The organism is Enterobacter sp. UPMP2052, assembly GCF_053709675.1.
Map to the genome: position 1 here is coordinate 39,899 of NZ_JBSKJR010000003.1, position 21,735 is coordinate 61,633.

Annotated in this window: 18 protein-coding genes; 5 read left to right on the forward strand and 13 right to left on the reverse strand. The window is 56.7% G+C overall.

Features of this window, described 5'->3' with window-relative positions:
- The first annotated feature begins 58 nt into the window (after window positions 1-58).
- Window positions 59-448, forward strand: a complete 390-nt coding sequence (locus tag ACWKX3_RS12200) for a DUF3461 family protein (protein ID WP_006173625.1) — start codon at window positions 59-61, stop codon at window positions 446-448.
- A gap of 72 nt (window positions 449-520) precedes the next feature.
- Here the strand turns inward: ACWKX3_RS12200 and cdaR are convergent, their stop codons facing one another.
- The 3 genes from cdaR to dgt form a co-directional block, all read right to left on the reverse strand.
- Window positions 521-1,678: a DNA-binding transcriptional regulator CdaR gene (gene cdaR / locus ACWKX3_RS12205; protein WP_454541873.1), complete on the reverse strand. Its 1,158-nt coding sequence runs from the start codon at window positions 1,676-1,678 to the stop codon at window positions 521-523.
- A gap of 154 nt (window positions 1,679-1,832) precedes the next feature.
- Window positions 1,833-3,272 (reverse strand): serine endoprotease DegP, encoded by a 1,440-nt coding sequence (degP, locus tag ACWKX3_RS12210; RefSeq protein ID WP_006173627.1) that lies wholly within the window; start codon window positions 3,270-3,272, stop codon window positions 1,833-1,835.
- A 131-nt stretch (window positions 3,273-3,403) separates the two neighbouring features.
- Window positions 3,404-4,918 carry a dGTPase gene (gene dgt / locus ACWKX3_RS12215; RefSeq protein ID WP_088208902.1) on the reverse strand — a complete coding sequence of 505 codons (1,515 nt, stop codon included), beginning with the start codon at window positions 4,916-4,918 and terminating at the stop codon, window positions 3,404-3,406.
- Between the two features lie 82 nt (window positions 4,919-5,000).
- On the opposite strand from dgt, the gene mtnN reads away from it, so the two are divergent.
- The 3 genes from mtnN to ACWKX3_RS12230 are packed head-to-tail and all read left to right on the forward strand — an operon-like array spanning window position 5,001 to window position 7,149.
- Entirely contained in the window at window positions 5,001-5,699 is a 699-nt protein-coding gene (gene mtnN / locus ACWKX3_RS12220; RefSeq protein WP_058609716.1) for a 5'-methylthioadenosine/S-adenosylhomocysteine nucleosidase, read from the forward strand.
- Window positions 5,692-6,492, forward strand: coding sequence for a vitamin B12 ABC transporter substrate-binding protein BtuF (gene btuF, locus ACWKX3_RS12225; protein ID WP_153688934.1), 801 nt, complete (start codon window positions 5,692-5,694; stop codon window positions 6,490-6,492). The genes mtnN and btuF overlap by 8 nt, the downstream gene beginning before the upstream one ends.
- Before the next feature lie 33 nt (window positions 6,493-6,525).
- On the forward strand, window positions 6,526-7,149 hold the full coding sequence (locus ACWKX3_RS12230; RefSeq protein WP_006173631.1) for a TRIC cation channel family protein: 624 nt from the start codon (window positions 6,526-6,528) through the stop codon (window positions 7,147-7,149).
- 57 nt (window positions 7,150-7,206) lie between these two features.
- On the opposite strand, the gene erpA is transcribed toward ACWKX3_RS12230, so the two are convergent.
- Both erpA and clcA read right to left on the reverse strand, forming a co-directional pair.
- A complete protein-coding gene (gene erpA / locus ACWKX3_RS12235) occupies window positions 7,207-7,551 on the reverse strand; it encodes an iron-sulfur cluster insertion protein ErpA (RefSeq protein ID WP_006173633.1) in 345 nt (114 codons plus the stop codon).
- Between the two features lie 86 nt (window positions 7,552-7,637).
- Entirely contained in the window at window positions 7,638-9,038 is a 1,401-nt protein-coding gene (clcA, locus tag ACWKX3_RS12240; protein WP_042320453.1) for a H(+)/Cl(-) exchange transporter ClcA, read from the reverse strand.
- A 178-nt stretch (window positions 9,039-9,216) separates the two neighbouring features.
- On the opposite strand from clcA, the gene hemL reads away from it, so the two are divergent.
- On the forward strand, window positions 9,217-10,497 hold the full coding sequence (hemL, locus tag ACWKX3_RS12245; protein ID WP_006173639.1) for a glutamate-1-semialdehyde 2,1-aminomutase: 1,281 nt from the start codon (window positions 9,217-9,219) through the stop codon (window positions 10,495-10,497).
- A gap of 120 nt (window positions 10,498-10,617) precedes the next feature.
- Here hemL and fhuB read toward each other — a convergent pair whose 3' ends face one another.
- The 8 genes from fhuB to ACWKX3_RS12285 form a co-directional block, all read right to left on the reverse strand.
- The gene (fhuB, locus tag ACWKX3_RS12250; RefSeq protein WP_454541874.1) at window positions 10,618-12,600 is read right to left on the reverse strand and encodes a Fe(3+)-hydroxamate ABC transporter permease FhuB; all 1,983 of its coding nucleotides are present in this window, start codon (window positions 12,598-12,600) and stop codon (window positions 10,618-10,620) included.
- Window positions 12,597-13,487, reverse strand: a complete 891-nt coding sequence (gene fhuD / locus ACWKX3_RS12255) for a Fe(3+)-hydroxamate ABC transporter substrate-binding protein FhuD (RefSeq protein WP_101738208.1) — start codon at window positions 13,485-13,487, stop codon at window positions 12,597-12,599. The genes fhuB and fhuD overlap by 4 nt, the downstream gene beginning before the upstream one ends.
- Window positions 13,487-14,284: a Fe3+-hydroxamate ABC transporter ATP-binding protein FhuC gene (gene fhuC, locus ACWKX3_RS12260; RefSeq protein WP_006173646.1), complete on the reverse strand. Its 798-nt coding sequence runs from the start codon at window positions 14,282-14,284 to the stop codon at window positions 13,487-13,489. The genes fhuD and fhuC overlap by 1 nt, the downstream gene beginning before the upstream one ends.
- Before the next feature lie 50 nt (window positions 14,285-14,334).
- Window positions 14,335-16,590 (reverse strand): ferrichrome porin FhuA, encoded by a 2,256-nt coding sequence (gene fhuA / locus ACWKX3_RS12265; RefSeq protein ID WP_006173651.1) that lies wholly within the window; start codon window positions 16,588-16,590, stop codon window positions 14,335-14,337.
- 206 nt (window positions 16,591-16,796) lie between these two features.
- Window positions 16,797-17,777 carry a fimbrial protein gene (locus ACWKX3_RS12270; RefSeq protein ID WP_454541875.1) on the reverse strand — a complete coding sequence of 327 codons (981 nt, stop codon included), beginning with the start codon at window positions 17,775-17,777 and terminating at the stop codon, window positions 16,797-16,799.
- Window positions 17,778-17,820: 43 nt separating this feature from the next.
- Entirely contained in the window at window positions 17,821-20,298 is a 2,478-nt protein-coding gene (locus tag ACWKX3_RS12275) for a fimbria/pilus outer membrane usher protein (protein WP_454541876.1), read from the reverse strand.
- 19 nt (window positions 20,299-20,317) lie between these two features.
- Window positions 20,318-21,031 (reverse strand): fimbrial biogenesis chaperone, encoded by a 714-nt coding sequence (locus ACWKX3_RS12280; protein WP_058609708.1) that lies wholly within the window; start codon window positions 21,029-21,031, stop codon window positions 20,318-20,320.
- A gap of 49 nt (window positions 21,032-21,080) precedes the next feature.
- Window positions 21,081-21,650, reverse strand: coding sequence for a fimbrial protein (locus ACWKX3_RS12285; protein WP_058609707.1), 570 nt, complete (start codon window positions 21,648-21,650; stop codon window positions 21,081-21,083).
- Between the last annotated feature and the right edge of the window lie 85 nt (window positions 21,651-21,735).

Sequence of the window (21,735 nt, forward strand, 5' to 3'; positions counted from 1 at the left end):
CAAAAAGGGATTTTTTCGTTAATTATTCAAAGGTTATGTTGAGATAAAGGGTACCGCTATGTACGACAATCTGAAAAGTCTGGGCATTACCAATCCTGATGAAATTGATCGTTACAGCCTTCGCCAGGAAGCCAACAACGATATTTTGAAAATCTATTTTCACAAGGACAAAGGAGAGTTTTTCGCCAAAAGCGTGAAGTTTAAATACCCGCGCCAGCGTAAGACCGTTGTAGCCGACGGGATCGGCCAGGGGTACAAAGAAGTTCAGGAAATCAGCCCTAACCTGCGCTACGTGATCGATGAACTTGATCAGATCTGCCAGCGCGATCGTACTGAAGTCGATCTCAAACGTAAGATCCTGGATGACCTCCGTCATCTGGAAAGCGTTGTCACCCATAAGATCAGCGAGATTGAAGCGGATCTTGAGAAGCTTACGCGCAATAAGTAACGGTGCGGCCCGATGCCCTCACCCCGGCCCTCTCCCACAGGGAGAGGGCCGGGGTGAAAACCGCGCACAGCATCATCTCTGCTCATCCAGTTGAAGCGCCACGTACAGCAGCAGCCGGTCGTCGAAATTCCCCAGATCCAACCCCGTCAGCTCCGAAATTCGATTAAGCCGATACTCCAGCGTATTACGATGAATAAACAGCGCTTTTGACGTCGCCAGGGGCTGCACGTTATGGCGGAACCACGCCTGCAACGTCCGGCGCAGCAGGCCGTTATTATCCATCGCTTTCAGACGCACCAGCGGGCGCGCCAGCTCGTTGGCCTGCCAGCCGCCGCGCAGGCTGTCGAGCAGCACCGGCAGCATCAGATCCTGATAGAAATAGCTCCGGCTCTCCGGCATACGCTGCTTCCCCACCATCATGGTGGTACGCGCGGTGCGCCACGATCGGGCAATGCTTCCTGGTCCGGTGAAGTAATTTCCCAACGCCACGCGAAAACGCAGCTGACCGTTCTCTTTCATGCGCGCAATCAGCTGATCCACGCGGCGGCGGTGGTCTTCCGCATCCCAGCGGCCAAACGCGTTCAGCGCGGGCTTCAGCACCACCATTTCGGTCAGGGAGACGATCGCCACCAGGTTATTGCGCTCCGGCGTCGCCAGGGCATTTTGCAACTGTTGCAGCTCCGCCATCGCGCTGTCCACGCCAAGCTGGCCGCTGTCCACTTCAATAACCGCTACCACGCGCGGCTGATTAAGATCGATACCCAGCCGCTGTGCCCACTCGCTCAGCGCCGGGGTGTGCTCCTCCGCCTGAATCAGGTTCATGACCAGCTCTTCGCGCAGGCGGCTGTCCTGAGCCAGCAGGTGCATCAGGCGAGACTGTTCCAGCATCATCTCGGCGGTCATGCACACCAATTCGCCGTATTTACGCAGCGATTCAGGTTCGCCGGTCAGGCCGATCACGCCAACGATTTCGCCTTCAAGACGCAGCGGCAGGTTGATCCCCTGGCGCACGCCGTGCAGGTGTTTCGCCACCGCATCGTCGATATCCACCACGCGGCCCTGGGAGAGCACCAGCAGCGCCCTTTCGTGCAATTCACCAATCCGCTCACGGTCGCCGCTGCCAATAATGCGCCCGCGGGCATCCATTACGTTGATATTGGTATCAATGATGCGCATGGTGCGCGCCACGATATCCTGCGCCATTTTGGTATCGAGATGCCAGCCAGCCATGTAACCCTCCTGTGAGCAGAGCTCAAGCATAGGGGAGTACCGACAGCGCTGCATTGTGCAGATGCACAAACTCAGGGAGAGAAGTATGGACTTGTGGAAAGGGTCACAGAAAAGCGAAAAGCCCCTGCACGCAGTGTGCAGGGGCTCGAGGGGATTACTGCATCAGCAGATAGATAGAGGTATCACCACGCTGAATATTCAGCGCCAGCACGGAAGGTTTGCTGTCGAGAATTTTGCGCAGTTCAGCAATGTTTTTCACCGGCTGCTGGTTAGCACCCATGATGACATCGCCTTTTTTCAGGCCGATACGGGCAGCCGGTGAATTCGCCTTCACGTTATTCACCACCACGCCTTTATCCTGGCCTTTGTTGCTCATCTCAGCCCCTTCGATACCGCTGAAGATGGTGCTGGAATCTACCTGATTCTGGCTGCTCTGCTGCAGCTCCAGGCTCACGTTAACCGGCTTGCCGTCACGCAGCAGGCCAAGGGTCACTTTGCTGCCGATAGGCATGGAACCCACTTCGGCGCGCAGAGCGGCAAAGCTGCTGATCGGCTTACCGTTCAGGGAAGTGATCACATCACCCGCTTTGATGCCCGCTTTCGCCGCAGACGAGTTCGCCATGACCTGGCTTACGAATGCGCCGCGCTGAGCGTCAACTTTCATGGCTTTCGCCAGTTCGGAGTTCAGTTCGGTGCCCATAATCCCCAGCTCACCGCGTTTCACCTGGCCATACTGCACCATCTGCGCGGTCAGGTTTTTCACCATATTGCTTGGGATAGCAAAGCCGATCCCGATGTTGCCGCCGTCCGGGGCGAGGATCGCGGTGTTGATACCAATCAGCTCGCCGTTCAGGTTCACCAGCGCACCGCCGGAGTTACCGCGGTTGATGGCCGCATCCGTCTGAATGAAGTTTTCGTAGTTTTCCGCGTTAAGGCCGCTACGGCCCAGCGCAGAAACGATTCCGGAGGTCACGGTTTCACCCAGACCAAACGGGTTACCGATAGCGACCGTGTAGTCACCGACGCGCAGGGCATCAGAGTCAGCAAGCTTAATCGCCGTCAGGTTTTTCGGATCCTGAATCTGGATCAGCGCGATATCCGAGCGCGGATCTTTTCCGACGACTTTGGCGTCGAACTTACGGCCATCGCTCAGCTGCACTTTGATGGTGCTGGCGTTATCAACAACGTGGTTGTTGGTCACGACATAGCCTTTCGCGGCGTCAATAATAACGCCCGAACCGAGCGCCATGAATTTCTGCTGCTGGCCGCCACCGCCCTGACCGTCATCCCCTGGGCCACCGCCCTGACAGAATGGGGAGCTCTGGAATGGCGAACCGTCCTGGCAGAACGGTGAGTTATCACCAAAGAACTGCTGGAAGTTACGCGGCATGCGCGGCGTATTGACGGTGGTGCTGCCCTCAACGTTGATACTCACCACCGATGGCATCACCTTCTCGAGCATCGGTGCCAGGCTTGGCATCTGCTGCGCGGTTGCTGCCGAAGACGCGGTCTCGGCTGCAGTAGCAGACAGAGGAGACAGCGCTAAACCTAAACTCAGAGCCAGTGCACTCATTGCTAACGTGGTTTTTTTCATGTTTCTCAATCTCAATTTACAGATAACGCAAAATTGCTGTGTAACTCAGATTCGTTTTATACCGCTTAGTTCCGGGATTAAGTTTATGGAAAAAGTAAAAATTTATTGGTCGTCTTTACAAAACTCCGGGCTTATTCAACCGCCATCAGCTTGCGGTATTCATCCCAGGCATACAAATCTGTCATGCCGCTGATATAGTCCTGAATAAGGCGGCAGCGATAATAATATTCCATCACCGGCCATTGAGCAGCGTTCCGGTCCAGTTTACTGATGGCTTCGACATAGGCCAGACGATGGCGGGTCGACAGTTTTTGATACAGCCGGGATTCAATCGGAATTCGCCGCACGCGCTCGTTTTCCACCAGCTCGCTAAATTCATCGACGGATAATTGCAGCAGGGGTTGATAAATGTCGAGCAAACCGCTGATCACCCGGTACCCCTGCAGCTCCAGTTGCTCCACGTCCGGGTGGCTGAAAACGTGGCGCACCGCGACATTTTTATAGAGCTCAAGCAGTTGGCTATAGCTGCTGTCATCTTCCAGCAACGCGTGATTAAATTCGCCGCTGTAGACCATCGGCAGGTTATCAATAAAACGCGAGGCGGCATACGGCACCAGTTTATTTAATGTATTGACCCGCAAATACATAAAGAACTGATCTTCCGTACTGCGGCTCAGCGTATTCGCACGCGATTTCTCCCAGGCATTTTCTACGACCTGCGCAAACAAAGACCCTTTTTCATGTTTACCCCAGGCGTCATAAAGATGCTGATAAAGTTCTTCGACGCTAAATATTCTTTTCTCTACGGCGTCTTCGAGGTCGGCCACACAATAGGAGATGTCGTCGGCAGCCTCCATAATCCACGTCAATGGAAAGCGCCCGTTCGGGGTCAATGACAACGCATTACGCAGCCGCGCTATATACTCTTCTTCGGATAAATAATAACCCGGTTTCTTCATCAGATAGCTGTGGGTGGCGGGCGTTTCCCCCATCCACCAGGCTGGCCGCGTATATTTGAGGATGCAGCCCACCTGTGCCCACGTCAGGTTCATGCGCATCAGGGTGTGCACCAGACGAATGCCCTGAGCATTCCCTTCGAAATGACACAGATCCTGACGCACCTTGCGCCGCAGATCGTTTAGCCCCTCTTCCCCTTCGCGCAGGCGTAAATCCCGCACCACGCAGCGGTCGTCGCTGAGCGGCTGGCTGCTCGCGTCCGTGGGGAAGAGTCGCTGTTTAAACCAGTCATTGATGGCCGCCTCGCCGAAATGACCAAACGGTGGATTGCCGATATCGTGCATCAGGCAGGCCATCTCGACGATGCTTTCGAAAGGCCCGGTCAGCTCGTCAAGGTGATAGGTCTCCAGCAGCCGCTGCTCTTTGAGGCGGCTCAGAATTTCTTTGGCGATGTAACGCCCCACCTGCTGAACTTCCATAGAGTGCGTCAGGCGCGTGCGCACCGCCGCGTTACGTTCCAGCGGGAACACCTGCGTTTTTTGCTGCAGACGGCGGATCGCCGGAGAGTTAATGATGCGCCCACGGTCGCTTTCGAAGATGCGCAAAATCTCATGTTCGCTCTTTTCGCCCTGCGGCGAACGGAAACGACGGTGCCAGTTAATTTTGGTTCGAAAATCGATTGGTGACATGTGCTCCCCCGCGTGAGAATGCGTTTCCTCTTAACCGCATGATAGACTATGCCCCTTAACAAGGCACATCGCGAGTAAATCTATGAAAATCGGCATTATTGGTGCAATGGAAGAAGAAGTTACGCTGCTGCGTGACAAAATCGAGAACCGTCAGACCCTTTCGCTGGGTGGCTGTGAGATCTATACCGGCCAGCTGAACGGCGTTGACGTTGCTCTGCTGAAATCAGGCATCGGTAAAGTGGCTGCGGCGCTGGGCGCCACGCTGCTGCTCGAACGCTGCAAACCGGACCTCATCATTAATACCGGTTCTGCGGGCGGTCTGGCGCCGACGCTGAAAGTGGGTGATATCGTCGTGTCTGACGAAGCGCGTTATCACGATGCGGACGTGACGGCCTTTGGCTACGAGTACGGCCAGCTTCCGGGCTGCCCGGCAGGCTTTAAAGCCGACGATAAACTGGTTGCCGCCGCGGAAAACTGCATCGCTGAGCTGAACCTCAACGCGGTTCGCGGGCTGATCGTCAGCGGTGATGCCTTTATCAACGGTTCTGTAGGCCTGGCGAAAATTCGCCATAACTTCCCGCAGGCCGTGGCCGTTGAGATGGAAGCCACCGCTATCGCCCACGTTTGCCATAACTTCAGCGTGCCGTTCGTGGTGGTTCGCGCCATCTCTGACGTGGCCGACCAGCAATCGCACCTGAGCTTCGACGAGTTCCTGGCCGTTGCGGCAAAACAGTCCACGGTGATGGTGGAAACCCTGGTGCAGAAACTGGCTCGTGGGTAAAGGGATCGTAAGGGCGCTGAGTGCCCTGCTTCTGCTCGCCCCGGCCTGGCTGTTCGCTGCGCCGCGCGTCATCACCCTCTCGCCGGCAAATACCGAACTGGCCTTCGCGGCCGGGATCGTCCCCGTCGGCGTCAGCAGCTTTTCAGACTACCCAGCGCAGGCCGCGGGCATCGAACAGGTCGCCACCTGGCAGGGAATGAATCTGGAGCGCATTGTGGCGCTAAAGCCGGATCTGGTGCTGGCCTGGCGCGGCGGCAATGCCGAACGTCAGGTTAACCAGCTTGCGTCGCTTGGGATCAAGGTGATGTGGGTAGATGCGGTGAGCATCGAGCAAGTTGCCCAGGCGCTGCGCGCCCTCGCCCCTTTTAGCCCTACGCCGAAAAAAGCCGAACAGGCTGCACAGCAGATGCTCAGCGACTATGCGGCGCTGAAAGCCAGATACGACACTCCCGCTAAAAAACGGGTCTTCCTGCAGTTTGGCAGCCAGCCGCTGTTCACCACCGGCAAAGGCTCCATTCAGAACCAGGTACTTGAACTCTGCGGTGGCGAAAATATCTTTGCCGCAAGCCGCGTGCCGTGGCCGCAGGTCAGTCGGGAACAGGTACTCGCCCGGCAGCCGCAGGCAATTGTGGTGGTCGGAAATGCGAGTGAGATTCCTAAAATAGAACAATTCTGGCAACGCCAGCTCAAAATTCCGGTAATCGCCCTAAACAGCGACTGGTTTGAACGCGCCAGCCCGCGTATTATCCTCGCCGCAAAACAACTCTGTGCCGCGCTGGCAGAGAGTCATTAACATCGTTACAGGCCCCCTTTCGAGGATTTCAGGATGCTCGTGTATTGGCTGGATATACTTGGCACAGCCGTTTTTGCTATCTCCGGCGTGTTACTCGCCGGGAAACTGCGCATGGATCCGTTTGGCGTGTTAGTCCTGGGCGTGGTCACGGCGGTTGGCGGTGGGACGATCCGCGACATGGCGCTGGCCAACGGTCCGGTATTTTGGGTCAAAGACCCAACCGATATGGTGGTGGCGATGGTCACCTGTCTGTTAACCATCGTCCTGGTGCGACAGCCTCGCAGGCTACCCAAATGGGTGCTTCCGGTGCTGGATGCCGTCGGCCTGGCCGTGTTTGTGGGCATCGGCGTAAACAAAGCATTCCTTGCCGGAACCGGCCCGATGGTGGCGATCTGTATGGGGGTGTTAACCGGCGTAGGCGGCGGCATCATTCGCGATATTCTGGCGCGTGAAGTCCCGATGATCCTGCGAACGGAAATCTACGCGACGGCCTGTATTATCGGCGGGATCGTTCATGCGACGGCGTATTACACCTTTGCCGTTCCGCTGGAGAATGCGGCGATGCTGGGGATGGTGGTGACGCTGGTGATACGTTTAGCGGCGATACGCTGGCACCTGAAACTGCCGACGTTTGCGCTGGATGAAAATGCCAGATAACTGTCGTTGATAAGCCCGGTGGCGCTACGCTAACCGGGCCTGTATGTGCATTCAGCTTTAGATGCTGAACGAAGAACCACACCCGCAGGTGCTTGTCGCATTTGGGTTGGTCACCACAAAACGCGAACCTTCCAGACCTTCGGTGTAGTCAACCGCACCGCCCACCAGATATTGCAGGCTCATCGGGTCAACCACCAGCGCGACGCCCTGCTTCTCGATAGTCATATCACCATCGTTCACCTGGTCGTCAAAGGTAAAACCGTACTGGAAGCCGCTACAGCCGCCGCCCGTAATATAGACACGCAGTTTCAGATCCGGATTGTCTTCGTCGGCAATCAGGGTTTTCACTTTGTTGGCTGCTGCTTCGGTAAATTGCAGCGGCAGCGCTACGTCATCACTCATCTTATGCTCCCATGAATACTGCTTACTGCGATTGGGTAAAAATCACCCAATTCTTTTGTTCATTATCTAATACCCTGGTAATTCATTCAAGTATTCTGCGTCGAGGCCTGTTCAGCCTCCTGTTTCGCCAGGGTACGGGCAAGAATGGTGGAGTATAGCGGTTTTCCACCGAGGAATTGGGCTAATAGTGTCGCGCCGAGGCAGGTAATGATCATTGGCAAAATGAGCTGATAATTGTCGGTCATCTCAAGAACCAGCACGATCCCGGTCAACGGGGCGCGAAGCGAGGCCGCCAGCAGCGCCCCCATTCCCGCCACCGCAAAGGTCCCTGCCTCGAGATGATACGCCGGAAAACCCGAGGCCGCCGCCATGCCAAACGCGGTACCCAGCAGCGTGCCAAGCGCCAGCATGGGGGCGAAAATGCCGCCAGGCGCGCCGGAGGAAAAGCACAGCACCGTGGTAATAACGCGCGAGATAAACATAAACAACAGCAGCCCAACGCTGAAATTGCCCGCCACCGCGATGGGGATCAGCCCGAACCCGCCGCCAACCGCATTCGGCTCGATAAACCCAAGGATGCCGCAGGCCCCACCCAGTAGTCCGCCCACCAGCACCCATTTGGTCGTATTGCCGCCGTGAATGCGCTGGAACATATCCTGCGCGCGCAAAATAAGCGTGTTGAAAAGCGGGCCGACGACGCCAAAAATCATCCCGAGCACCAGGTAAAGCCACAGGGTATTGACCGGTGCATTGGTCAGCTTGCCGACTTCAATGACGGCTCCTTCGCCATTGAAAATCCGAAAGACAATGCTCGACATGATTACGCCGGTGAACACCGCTTTAATCGAAATCAGGTTATAGCGAAACTGGGCGCGCATCTCCTCAATAATAAACAGGATGCCCGCCAGCGGCGCATTAAACGCCGCGGAAAGCCCCGCCGCCGCACCGGTTGCCAGAAGCGTATGACGCGCCTCGGCGCTGCGCATGCGGAACAGATCGCCGATCATGCGCCCGACGTTACCCCCGAGTTGCACCGTCGGCCCTTCCCTGCCGAGAACCATGCCCGCCCCGAGCGTGCCCATGCCGCCGATGAATTTTACCGGGATCACGCGCCACCAGCGCACCGGACGCATCTCTTCGAGCGCCCCCTCAATTTCCGGGATACCGGATCCGCCCGCCTCCGGCGCGAATTTGCGCACCAGAAAATACCCCACCATCGCCAGCAGTGCCGACAGGCCAAACGCCCATACCCAGACCAGCCACTCGCGATCCGCATACCCGGCGATGGTGCCGATACGCCAGTTGAGCACGCTATTGACCGCCCTTTCGAACGCCACGCCCAGCAGCCCCGCAACGGTGCCTACCACGGCGGCGGCCAGCAAAATAGCCAGCGGAGTCTTATCGCGGTTAAGCAATCGACGAATGCTGATGCGTCGCTGTGCACGCGTAAACTGTTGTTCTTCAAAAGAAGGAGAGTCTGATTTCATGTCCGGTTCTTTTATCGTCATACAAATTGCCGCAAGGATTTTACCAGAGACTGCGCCATCGTCCTCTGAATAATCCTTAACAATTGTTTAGGCGTTATTAGGGCAAACATTTCATAACCCTCCGCGGATCACTTAGAATAGTGTGCTTAATCATTTTATACGAACCAGGAACCACGCCATGAGCAAGTCAGAAAACCTCTACAGTGCAGCCCGCGAGCTTATTCCAGGCGGCGTGAACTCGCCGGTTCGCGCCTTTACCGGCGTAGGTGGAACGCCGCTGTTTATTGAACGCGCTGACGGCGCGTACCTGTTTGATGTCGATGGCAAAGCCTATATCGATTATGTCGGTTCCTGGGGTCCGATGGTGCTGGGGCATAACCACCCGGCTATCCGCAACGCGGTGATTGAAGCGGCCCAGCGCGGTCTGAGCTTCGGCGCGCCGACCGAGATGGAAGTCAAAATGGCGGCGCTGGTGACCGAACTGGTGCCGACGATGGACATGGTGCGCATGGTGAACTCGGGCACCGAAGCGACCATGAGCGCGATCCGTCTGGCGCGCGGGTTTACCGGCCGCGACAAGATCATCAAATTTGAAGGCTGCTACCACGGCCACGCGGACTGCCTGCTGGTGAAAGCCGGCTCCGGCGCGCTGACCCTCGGCCAGCCAAACTCTCCGGGCGTACCTGCGGACTTCGCTAAGCACACCCTGACCTGCACCTATAACGATCTCAACACCGTTCGCGAAGCGTTCGAGCAGTATCCACAGGAGATCGCCTGCATTATCGTTGAACCGGTCGCGGGCAACATGAACTGTATTCCGCCTCAGCCCGAGTTCCTGCCGGGCCTGCGCGCCCTGTGCGACGAATTTGGCGCGCTGCTGATTATCGATGAAGTGATGACCGGCTTCCGCGTGGCGCTGGCGGGCGCGCAGTCTTACTACGACGTCGTCCCGGATCTGACCTGCCTTGGCAAAATCATCGGCGGCGGTATGCCGGTAGGTGCGTTTGGCGGGCGCAAAGAGGTAATGGAAGCGCTCGCGCCAACCGGCCCGGTGTACCAGGCGGGAACGCTCTCCGGTAACCCGATAGCTATGGCGGCGGGCTTTGCCTGCCTGACCGAGGTCGCGCAGCCGGGTATTCATAACACCCTCACCGACCTGACCACCCAGCTTGCCGACGGCCTGCTGGAGGCGGCGGAAGAAGCGGGTATTCCGCTGGTGGTAAACCACGTTGGCGGCATGTTCGGGATCTTCTTCACCGAGGCGAAAACCGTGACCTGCTATCAGGACGTGGTGAAGTGCGACGTGGAACGCTTCAAGCGCTTCTTCCACCTGATGCTGGAAGAAGGCGTGTATCTGGCACCGTCAGCGTTTGAGGCGGGCTTTATGTCCGTGGCGCACAGCAAAGAGGATATCAATAAGACCATCGACGCAGCGCGTAAGGTGTTTGCGAAGCTGTAATGATGTGCGGCCTGATGCCCTCACCCCGGCCCTCTCCCACAGGGAGAGGGAGAAGGTAGGTAAACACCCTCTCCCACAGGGAGAGGGAGAATTCAGGTCTACACCCTTTCCCTGTTAATCCTACCGACTCTGCTTTCTCAGCAGATAAATAAAGTACGGCGCACCGATAAAGGTCGACAGCAGCCCGGCTGGGATCTGATACGGGAACAGCACCATTCTTCCGCACCAGTCAGCAAAGACCAGCATCACGCCGCCCGTCAGGGCAGACATGACGATGTGCGGCATCGTCCGGCGGAACCCCATCATTCTGGCGATATGCGGCGCCATTAACCCCACAAAGCTCAGCGGGCCGATGGTCATGGTCGCCGTGGCCGTCAGACATGCCGCCAGCAGCAGCAGCCCCACCCGCGTTGGCGTCAGCGCCATCCCCACCGCACGCGCGGTTTCACCGCCAAGCGGCAGGATAGTCATCCAGCGTCGACACAGCGGCACAATGGCCAGCAGCACGATCATCACGATCCCGGTGTGAATCACCTGGCTGCCGGTGGCACCATAGGTAGAGCCGGCGATCCAGGTCAGGATCTGCGCCATACGCGGATCGCCGCTGGCCTGTAACATCATCAGCAGCATCGTAAACGCCGTACTGAGCGCCATCCCGGCCAGCAGCATACGGTGCGGGGAGAAGCCGCCGCGACCGGAGGCAATCAAAATGATCAGCAGCGTCACCGCCGCGCCGATACTCCCGGCAGGCATCAGCCAGCCAAAGGCATCTCCCGGCACGAGGAGCAGCATTAGCACCACACCGAACGCAGCGCCGGAGCTGATCCCCAGCACTTCCGGGCTGGCCATCGGGTTGCCGGTCAGACGCTGAATAATACAGCCCGCAACCGCCAGCATCACACCCGCAATCAGCGCGGAGAAGATCCGCGGCCAGCGCCATTGCAACAGTTCGTGAAGCAGGTCGCCCGTCGCCCAGTGCCAACCTGTCGCATCACGTCCCAGAGAAAGCGCCGCGAAGGCGGCGATAATCAGCACCGCCAGCCCGGCCAGGCTAAACCACAGCACCGACTGACGCTCTGCATGTATTTTATCCCCGGCATCCATGGCCGGTGCGCTGATGCTGCGCAGGCGTGGCAGCAGCCACAGCAGCAGCGGCGCGCCGATCAGCGCTGTCACCGAACCGGTCGAGACTTCCATCCACACGCGCGCCAGCCAGAGGATAAGCTGATCGGAAAGCCAGAGGATCAGCGCCCCGATGAGCGGGGCCAGCATCAGGCGCGCCAGCAGACGGCGCGCACCGAGCATTTTCGCCAGCAGCGGTGCAAATAGCCCGATAAAGCCGATAATGCCCACCGCGTTTACCAGCAGCGCACTGAGCACAATCGCCAGGGTCAGCGCGGCCAGACGCGCCAGCGACAGCGCCAGCCCGAGATTACGCGCGACGCCATCGTCCAGCCCCATCAGCGTCAGCGGACGTAACAGCAGCAGCGTCAACACCACGCCGCCGATCAGCTGCGGCCACAGACGCTGCACCACGCTCCAGTCGGTTTGCGTGAGCGTGCCGGTACTCCACAGGAACATGCTTTGCAGCTGATCGTGATGGAACAGCACCAGCAGCTGGTTAATCGCCCCGCAGTAGAGGCTCACTACCAGACCGGCCAGAATCAAGGTGACCGGCGAGAGACGTTTACCCCAGGCGACGCCGAACACCAGCGCGCCGACCACACATGCTCCGGCAAGCGCGGCAAACTGCGTGGTTAACGCCCCAGGCAGCGCCCAAAGCGTCGTGATGGTGATCCCAAGCTGCGCGCCCGTCGCGACGCCGAGCGTCGTCGGTTCTGCCAGCGGGTTACGCAGCACCTGCTGGAACAAGACGCCGACAAGCCCCAGCCCGGCCCCCACCAGCAGCGAAATCGCCAGGCGCGGCAGCAGGCTGTAGTGGAACAGCATCTGTTGAATGTTATCGATATCCGGCGCGGCGAGGGCTGCGCCCCACTGGCTGCGGGGCAAAGCCGTCGACAGATTGAACCCGGTCAACGCCAGCGCCGCGATAAAAATCAGCGTCAGCAGCAGGGCCGGAAAACGTGCAATACGTGAACTCATGCTTTGCCTCCCAGCGCCGTGTCCAGCACGCGGGCGAAATGCATGGCCGACAGCGTTGCACCGTAGAACCACACCGCTGGCGCACGCAGGAAACGCTGCGCACGCACAAACGGCATCGCCTGCCACAGCGGGGTAGCCATCAGGGTTTGCATCTCGCGCTCGTTGCCGTGGTCGAAGCACAGAACGTCAACATCACGAAACGCCGCCAGACGGTCGATACCCACGGTGGTGCTGCCCCAGAAGGTCATCTCTCCTTCCCAGGCATTGCGGATCCCAAAGCTATCGAGCACTTCCTGGAACAGGCAGTTTTTACCAAAGACCAGCATATGACGGGCGTCCAGCAGCGTGACCATCAGCAAAGGCCGATCGCCACGGTGGGCAAAGCGCGGTTTGAGGGAGTCAATCAGGGCATCGAATTCGTCAAGATGGCGTTTCGCCGCCGCTTCGCGGTTCAGGAACTGCGCCATCTCGTTAATGGAATTTTTCGCCATTGTCAGCGGTTTTTTCCCGTCGCTAAAGGAAAAACCCCGGCCAGGCGCGATACGCGCCAGCGTCTCTTCCGACGGCCCATATCCCGCTGACCAGAACAGATATGATGGTTTCATCTGCGTGAGCAGTTCAAGATTCGGTTCGGTGCGCAGACCGATGTCGATCACCGAATCGGGTAATTTTGGCTCGTTCACCCACAGGGTATAGTTCGGAATATCGGCCACACCGTAGGGCGTGATGCCCAGCGCCAGCATCAGCTCGACCGGCAGCCACTCCAGGGCAACGATGCGGTGCGGATCGATCGCAGCCGCCTGAGCCCTGTTCATGTTGAACAGCAGGGGTGAGAGCGCCATCGCCGTTAACAGACGGCGGCGGCTAAGTGAGATAGGATCCTGCATCAGTAGACGAAGCTCACCGGTGCGGCCCCGGCAGGGTGAGGCAAAATACCCATTGGAATACCGTAAATGTGTTCCAGCGTGTCGCTGCGCATCAGTTCAGAAGGTGTGCCCTGGGCAATCATCTCTCCGCCACGCAGCGCCACCAGATAGTCGCAGTAGCGCGCGGCCATATTAATATCATGCAGCACCGCGATCACCGTCAGGCCACGCTGCTGGCTTAAGCGATGCACCAGCGCAAGAACGTCAACCTGGTGGGCGATATCCAGCGCCGAGGTCGGTTCATCAAGCAGCAGGCAACGGCTGTCCTGCGCCACCAGCATCGCAATCCACGCCCGCTGGCGTTCGCCGCCGGACAGGCTATCCACCAGACGGTGCGCCAGCGGCTTTAAGCCTACCAGCGCAATCGCCTCGTCCACTTTCTCTCTGTCGGCGACACCAAAACGACCGAGCGCACCATGCCACGGATAACGCCCAATCGCCACCAGCTCGCGCACCGTCATCCCTTCTGCCTGCGGTAACTGCTGCGGCAGATACGCCACCTTGCGGGCAAAGGCTTTACTGCTCCAGCTCTCCAGCGGTTGACCGTCCAGCAGGATCTCGCCTTCCGACGGCGGCTGATGACGCCCCAGCATTTTGAGCAACGTTGATTTGCCTGAACCGTTATGACCAATCAGGCCCGTCACTTTTCCGGCAGGGAACGTCAAAGAGAGCGGATGCAGCAGCGTGCGCCCGGGTACGCGAAAGGAGAGGTTGTTGAGAGCAAAGGTGGTGTCGGAGCGCGTTTTATTGTCCTGCATGTCAGCCAACTTTAATAAAAAGGGCACGGAAAACCGTGCCCGAAGAGAGATTAGAAGCGGAAGGTCGCAGTCGCGACAACCTGACGTTCAGCACCCCAGAAGCAACCGTAGGTGTTGAAGCAGCTGGCAACGTATTCACGATCGAACAGGTTGTTCACGTGCAGCGCCACGTTGGAACCCGCCAGGCCAACACGCGCCAGATCGTAACGGACCAGCGCATCCACCACGGTGTAGCTGCCCACGGTGAAGCTGTTCGCCGGGTCACCTTTGCTGGAGCCGGTGTAACGTACGCCTGTTCCCAGGGTCAGGCCGGACAGCGCGCCGTCAAACAGGGTGTAATCGCCCCATACTGACGCCATGTGTTTTGGCACCTGAGCCGGCGTGTTGCCTTTGTAATTGGTGTCGGTGGTGTATTCAGCGTCGGTGTAGGTGTAAGAACCGACAACGTTCACGCTGGCAGACAACGCCGCTTTCGCTTCAAGCTCGACGCCGCGAGCACGGATCTCGCCGCCTTCTACGGAGAAAATGCCCCCCGCCGGATCGGCCATCAGGTTGTTAGATTTGGTAAGCTGGTACAGCGCACCGGTCACGACGACAGGACGATCGCTTGGCACGTATTTCACGCCCGCTTCGTACTGTTTGCCTTTAGACGGTGCAAAGATCTTACCGCCCTCACCTGCCTGAGAAGAAGGTTCAAAGGATTCGCTGTAGCTGAAGTAAGGCGTTACCCCGTTATCGAACAGGTAGTTAACACCGCCACGCCAGGTAAACTCTTTGTCATTACGGGAATCCGTCGTGCCGGCAACGCGATTCAGGGAATCCTGTTTCGCCCAGTCATAACGTCCGCCCAGCGTCACCAGAACTTTATCCCACTCGATCTGATCCTGTGCGTATACCCCGGTCTGCTTCTGCTTGTTCAGCACCTGATAAGCCCCGGATGGGCCAGGGTGCGAACCGAAATCGAAGTCGCCGCGATCCAGGTTGTAGATATCCGAAGGCGCAACGGAGCCGGCGTAGCCGAACCAGGAGTCGATATCATTACGCATACGCATGAAATCAACGCCGGTCAGCAAGGTATGATCGACAGCACCCGTCGCGAACTTGCTTTGCAGTTGGGTATCGACAGAGAAGTTTTCCAGCTTCTCATTATCAATGACGTACTGACGCGTCAGCGTATGACCCCACTGGGACTGTGGAACGCTCGCACACGGGCTGGTTGCCGGATTGCTCGAATAGAGCGGATCGGAGCACATACCGTAGCCATACACGCTGTTCTGCGAGGTTTTATTCTGCGCATAACGCAGGTTCTGACGCACGGTAAAGGTATCGTTGAAGGCGTGATCGAAGCTATATCCCACCATTTTCTGGTTACGGGAATAGGTGTTGTTCTTCGCACCTTCGTTGAAATTGGTCGGCAGACGGCTGCCGTTTGGCAGCGGATCAACCGTGCCCTCTTTTGGCAACCAGCCGTAGTAGCCCGTTTCCGGCTCGTTCTGGAAGTAAGAGAGGAAGGTGAAGGTGGTTTTATCGTCCGGACGCCAGGAGAACGCTGGCGCGATGGCGTAACGCTGCTCGCCTTTATCATCCTGCTGCGCATTGTTGGAGCGCGCCACGCCGGTCAGACGGTAAGAGTAAACGCCGTCGTCATCGATCGCATCGCTGAAGTCGAAGCCGGTCTGGAACAGGTTGTCGGTGCCCATTTTGAACTGGATCTCGCGCAGCTGCTCCGTGGTTGGGCGCTTGCTCACCATGTTCAGCAGGCCGCCAGGGCTGCTTTTTCCGTACAGAACGGAAACCGGACCGCGCATGATTTCAGCGCGCTCCAGCATATAAGGGTCGATCACCGCGTCGTTATAGAAGTTGCCCTGCATCTTCAGGCCATCCAGATAGTTGTTCTGGCTTTGGCCGTCGGCAGCGAAACCACGGATGATCAGATAGTCATAGGTATTGGATGCACCACGCGTGCCCACCGCAACGCCCGGGGTATAGCTGAGGGCTTCTTTCACGGATTTAGGCTGATGCAGCGCCATCTCTTCTGCAGTGACCACTGAAATGGACTGCGGAACTTTTTGAATAGGAGTATCCGTTTTGGTCCCGGTAGCGGATTGTCTTGCGGCAATCGTCGCAGCAGGGCCCCAGGCACTTTCCTGTGCAGCCGGCGCGGCAGTAACGGTGATGGTGTCTTCTTTTTTCGGGGTTTCAGCCGCCTGTGCATATGCAGACATGCCGGTAACCGCTGTGGCGACAACAACTGCGATTTTACGCAGCGTCGTATTAATTGGCTGAGCAGTATTGGAAAGCGCCATGATGGTTCTCTGATGAAAGAGTGAATGATAACGTAAACGAGAATTATTATTATGACCGCAGAATAATATGCGAAACGCTGGCGGCATAGCAAGCAGTAAGCGGCCCTACGAGAATTAAGGGTTTAAGAAATAACCAGATGAAAAGAGAGGGTTAATGAGGTTAGAAAATTGATCGCACTTAACCCGCTGGCGCGGGTGTGGTGCATTTATCGGTAGAACACATCAAATGTGGCTACGGCATCGACTTTGCCAGGTCTCACGTCCCCCGTTTTGATGTACCGCGCCTTCAGTGGGATATCCACAGCCTCTTTATCGCCCGTGCTGGTGGTGGCGGTGTAGTCCTGGTCGAACGTCAGCAGTGTATTGTTCTTATCCAGAATCTGGATACCGATCCCCGAGGCGGCCTGGGCGCTATCAGCAATGTTCAGGGTGTGACCATTGGTTACCCCGGTGGAGCCGCTACTGGTGAACCGGAAGTCCACACGGGTGTCCGCCGAGCACTCGGTCAGGGAGATTTTGAAACGCTCATCAGTGAGAATATCGGAATAGTTATTATCAAAATCCCCGGCATTCACCGTTTTCAGTGGGACATAGATATTTTTATCCACCAGATTGCAGGTATGCGATGCCGTTACGATTTGCACACTGCCGGGGGAGATCAGCAGCTGTGCTACCACGTCCTTTCCCCACCTCTCTTCAGCTGTCAGCCTGGACGTATCCAGATACCCCTCTTTCACCTCTCCCGTGACAACCAGCTGAAGCGCGCCATGGAAGGTAGTATCAATGATGCTCCATCCGCTGCCGCCGTAACTGACAAAATGCATCGGCGTGATAATGTCTGAAGAGGTAAAGGTAGCGGTGCTGTCCCGGGCTTGTGCCATACGGATGCCGATACCCGGAACGTTAGTCTGATAAACGCCCTCCATAACCCCGTTGCGCGCATCGCTGTCGGTTAACGCAACGTAGCCTTTGTATTTATTGCCGGTGCTCTGGCACTCCATCTCAACCCGACCGCTCTCAATACTGTCTTCATAGATAATGGAGCCCACCGATAGATCGGGGTCCACTCGGATAATGGCCGGAAGTTGAAAATTGAGTACCCCATTCTCCAGTTGGTTGCCGACACAGGTTGTGTTGGCATACGCAGGCGACAACGCCCCCGCAGCAGCCAGCAACCCTATGCTCATCAGCGCACGCCTGAGTGATAAATCATTGCCCATCGTTCCCCACCTAACGGCAATGCACCGTTGATTTTAAAATGTTCGCCGCGCGCTCAGCAGGCACGGTCAACGTCCCTTTGCACTGCTGTCCGGCGTCCTCTCCCCACTGCACGCTTAACGCGACAGTCCCCTGCAGGCCGGTTAGCCAGACTTCCCCGTCATCACCGACAATCGCGGAGGTGTTATCCAGCGTGACGATGGCCCCAAACGGCACGGGTTTACCGAGATAAATCAGCGTGACCAGCGCGCGCTGGCCTGCACGCGCATCAAAATTCGCCATCATGGCCGCCCCTTTGGTTGGCACCACATCCTGTGTCGCGAGCTCGATATCCAGATCGTCACGATCCTCTGTGTTTACGGTGATGCCATTATGGCGATAGGCCGTCAGCGTCGGGACAATCGCATTGCCAAAAGCGTCGGTATAAATCCCGCGCCCGTTCTGGACTTTCACGTTGCTGCCGTCTTTGATATGGACGATGGCAAAGGCGTCGCGCACAGACTGCCCGAGCGTCACCCCGTGCTCATGGGCTACCAGCGAGCCTTTCGCGTTGTAATTCCACTGCCTGTTGCTGCCGCCGTAGCTGTAACCCAGCCCGACCTCGCCAGCCGATCCTCTGTAGCGCCCTGAAAGACTGGCGCCGTATCCGACATTGTTGCTGGTATAGCTCTGCTGAAGGTTGTAGCTGAGCTTATTATCCTCCAGCGCCGTTCCGCCAATACCGGCCTGATGAGAGGTATACCCGCCGCTGGCGGTCGTCATGCTGTAGCTTGCCCATGAATTTGGCAGCCAGCGTGAGAAAGGGATGTTGACCATCAGCGCCAGTTGCCTGTCGTTGTCGGCATCCGGAGTGCGGGTCAGGTTGTAGCTGACAGACCAGGTTATATCGCGCCAGCTTGAGCTAAACCCGGCGCTCACGCTGCGTTCGCTGCCGCTCATATCCCAGTAGTTTTGCTGATAAGCGTTAACATAGGTAGAACCCCAGTCCCCCAGTCGCTGAGAGAGGTTAACCTGCATGCGGCTGCGACGGTTATTGACCCGTCGATAGGTGTAGATCCCGTCGTCAATGTTGCTGTCGCGTTGGTCGATAGCCTCCTGAAAGGTATAAAACCCGGCGGTGGAATAGCGATAGCTCGCCAGCGTGACCGTGGTGTCTGTATCAGGAATGTCTTTCGAATACTGCGCGCGCCATGACAAGCCGCTGGCGGGATCGCGGCCATCGTCAAACAGGGTGTGGGCGGCGGTCACGTCAACCGATGCCGAGCCGAAACGCCCCAAATCCGCGCCGACGCCGGCCAGAAACGCATGATAAAGGGATGCTCCCAGCGCACCGGAGTAGACCGTCACGCCGTAAGGCAGGCCATAAATCGCCGTTCCTTGCGCAAAAGCAGGTTCTTCCTCCCCTTCATTACCGCGAAACGTTCCTGCTGCGAGGGAATATTTAAACGCCCCTTCCCGCTGAAGAATGGGTACCGAGGCGCTGGCCTGAATAAAGCTGTGTTCACTGCCATCCGCTTCTTCTACGGTCACTTCGAGATCGGCACCGGAGGTCACCTGACTTAAGTCATGAATTTCAAACGGACCGGGGGCGACGTTGGTCTGGTAGAGGGTATAGCCATTTTGTTTGATGGTGACCTTCGCATCGCTATTGGCAATACCGCGAACCACAGGCGCAAACCCCTGCTGACTGGTTGGCAACATGGAGATATCGGTTTCAAGCTTTACGCCCGTCATCTGAACGCTATCAAATAACTCGCCGCTGGTGGCAGTCTGGCCAATCTCCAGCTGGCTTCGTAAGGCTTTAATGTCGCGTTGCAGGCTGTTACTGATGGCGTCCCAGCCGGCGGTGTCGCTCCAGGTGCTGTTATTACGCAGTCGCCACGCGCCGAGGTTAATGCCCGAATCCAGACCCAACCAGGTGGAGGTATTTTTACCGGAATCTGATTCCTGCTGCGAACCACTGACCTGGTAGCTGGCCCAGGCAGCTGTTGCTCCGTCGTCCCAGTATTTTGGGTTGATCGTCCCTGACGCCGTTTGGTCGCGGTAAATCTGCGGGATCACCAGACTCAGGGTTTGATCGTCCTGATTAAAGTCGTACTGCGCCCCTTCAATGAAATGCGAGATATCCTCTACCCGGGCGCTATCAGCCAGATCTTTCATGTCCGGCAGGGTATCTACCTTGAGGCCAAAATCACGCAGGTCGGCCTTGGTCAGTTCGGGCAGCAGCCTTTGCTTGTCGTCTGACAGTACAAAGGTCACGGTCCGTTTATCGATAATGTCCCGCCCCCACATAATGGTCACCGGGTAGCTTCCGGCCAGCAAGCTGTTATTCCCGATGAAATTTTTAAGGGTAGCGGTATTTTCCAGCGGAGTGTCCAGCTCAAGAATGCGCAGGTTGAATTCGTCGTCCGCATTTGCAGGCTGAAATAACGCCAGCATGGCTAACGCGACCCCCTTCAGAATCGGCCTGTAATTTGAGAACGAAGACATACGCTACCAACATGATGTGTTATAGGGCCTGCTGCTTCTGCGGCGTTTGTGCACCATGGTCGTTAATGGCTGTCCATGTAACGGCACCCTTTGCGCCTGCGGGCAAGGGGAAGGTCTGTTCGCTGTAAGGCGCAACCATCATCGCCACCGCGCCGGGGGTGGATTTGGTTTCAACAACGGGCACGGCTTTGCCCCCGACGGCCAGTTCGCCAAAGGAGACATAGAAAGGCGTAGGGTTTTTCGCAATAAGCTGCGTCCCCTGGCGGCGGAAAGCGATCTTTTCCCATGCCTGGAGCGCATCAGCTTCTTTTAACTGCGACGGTCGCCAGAACAGCTTAAGCCGCGTCTTCATGGCAAACTGCAATGTATTTTTATCTTTCAATTCTGGCGCAAGCGCCGAAACGGACTTAACGTTCGCCACAAAGAATGTTTCCCGGTCGTTGGGAAGCGCATTTTTATCGCCCGTATAAATAATATGTAAAAGCGTCTGGCGGTTTTCCTGCAATTTGTAAACCGGAGGGGTAACAACAAATGGCGCTTTGGTATCGTCTGGATTACTGACCCAACTCTGCACTAAATAACGCGTATGCGGATCTTTATTTTTTAACGCAATCTGCACTTCAGATTTATTCGATGGATAAATAACGCGGGTGCCACCTAATACAATACTGGCCTGTGCTGAACAGCAACCAATGACTATGCATCCGCATAATACTTTTAATAACGCTTTCATAATATTTAAATCCGAAAAGGGCAGCGATTTAACACTGCCCCGAAAAGAGTTAGCGATACATCACTTCAAATGTTGCGGAAGCCGAGTAGTGGCCTGCGGTTGGCACAGTATCACCGACCTGGATGACATTCGCGGTATAGTTAAAAACAGAGGCAGCCGTGCCCTCAGGGTCGTTCGTGACATCCGTTGTGCCGTCAGGAACAGAACCGTTAAACAGCACATCGCTTTTACCACCGTTATTATTGGTGACGGTAATCCCTACATGGGTCGCATTGCCGGCACCCGTCAGATCGTTTTGCAGACGTTTATACGCCGCATCCGTCGTGGTACCGCTAAATTTCAGGTTCAGTTTAGAGACCAGGGGATCACAACCTGACACTGAAATTTTGAAATTTTTCGAGGTGCCCACTTTGCCATCTGAGCCATAGTCAGACGGATACGTGTCTGCAAAGGTAACGGTTGATACCGTTGAGTTGGAATCATCAACGTTAACGACACAGGTATCAGCAACAATTTTACCGGCGAAATTCACGGTACCGGAATCACTCGCCAACGCAGGCAGTGATGATACAGCCAAAATACTGGCCGCGAAAAAAGAGTACACAATTTTATTTTTCATCGAATATTCCTTATATGAGATAAAAAGATGATTCCATTCCTGACAAAACAAATGAGTAGAGACGAATGAAAGGTAAATATTCTGA

Coding starts and splice junctions, on each gene's coding strand:
- ACWKX3_RS12200 (WP_006173625.1), top strand. CDS start 59: ATGTACGACAATCTGAAAAGTCTGGGCATTACCAATCCTGATGAAATT.
- cdaR (WP_454541873.1), bottom strand. CDS start 1,678: ATGGCTGGCTGGCATCTCGATACCAAAATGGCGCAGGATATCGTGGCG.
- degP (WP_006173627.1), bottom strand. CDS start 3,272: ATGAAAAAAACCACGTTAGCAATGAGTGCACTGGCTCTGAGTTTAGGT.
- dgt (WP_088208902.1), bottom strand. CDS start 4,918: ATGTCACCAATCGATTTTCGAACCAAAATTAACTGGCACCGTCGTTTC.
- mtnN (WP_058609716.1), top strand. CDS start 5,001: ATGAAAATCGGCATTATTGGTGCAATGGAAGAAGAAGTTACGCTGCTG.
- ACWKX3_RS12230 (WP_006173631.1), top strand. CDS start 6,526: ATGCTCGTGTATTGGCTGGATATACTTGGCACAGCCGTTTTTGCTATC.
- erpA (WP_006173633.1), bottom strand. CDS start 7,551: ATGAGTGATGACGTAGCGCTGCCGCTGCAATTTACCGAAGCAGCAGCC.
- clcA (WP_042320453.1), bottom strand. CDS start 9,038: ATGAAATCAGACTCTCCTTCTTTTGAAGAACAACAGTTTACGCGTGCA.
- hemL (WP_006173639.1), top strand. CDS start 9,217: ATGAGCAAGTCAGAAAACCTCTACAGTGCAGCCCGCGAGCTTATTCCA.
- fhuB (WP_454541874.1), bottom strand. CDS start 12,600: ATGAGTTCACGTATTGCACGTTTTCCGGCCCTGCTGCTGACGCTGATT.
- fhuD (WP_101738208.1), bottom strand. CDS start 13,487: ATGCAGGATCCTATCTCACTTAGCCGCCGCCGTCTGTTAACGGCGATG.
- fhuC (WP_006173646.1), bottom strand. CDS start 14,284: ATGCAGGACAATAAAACGCGCTCCGACACCACCTTTGCTCTCAACAAC.
- fhuA (WP_006173651.1), bottom strand. CDS start 16,590: ATGGCGCTTTCCAATACTGCTCAGCCAATTAATACGACGCTGCGTAAA.
- ACWKX3_RS12270 (WP_454541875.1), bottom strand. CDS start 17,777: ATGAGCATAGGGTTGCTGGCTGCTGCGGGGGCGTTGTCGCCTGCGTAT.
- ACWKX3_RS12275 (WP_454541876.1), bottom strand. CDS start 20,298: ATGTCTTCGTTCTCAAATTACAGGCCGATTCTGAAGGGGGTCGCGTTA.
- ACWKX3_RS12280 (WP_058609708.1), bottom strand. CDS start 21,031: ATGAAAGCGTTATTAAAAGTATTATGCGGATGCATAGTCATTGGTTGC.
- ACWKX3_RS12285 (WP_058609707.1), bottom strand. CDS start 21,650: ATGAAAAATAAAATTGTGTACTCTTTTTTCGCGGCCAGTATTTTGGCT.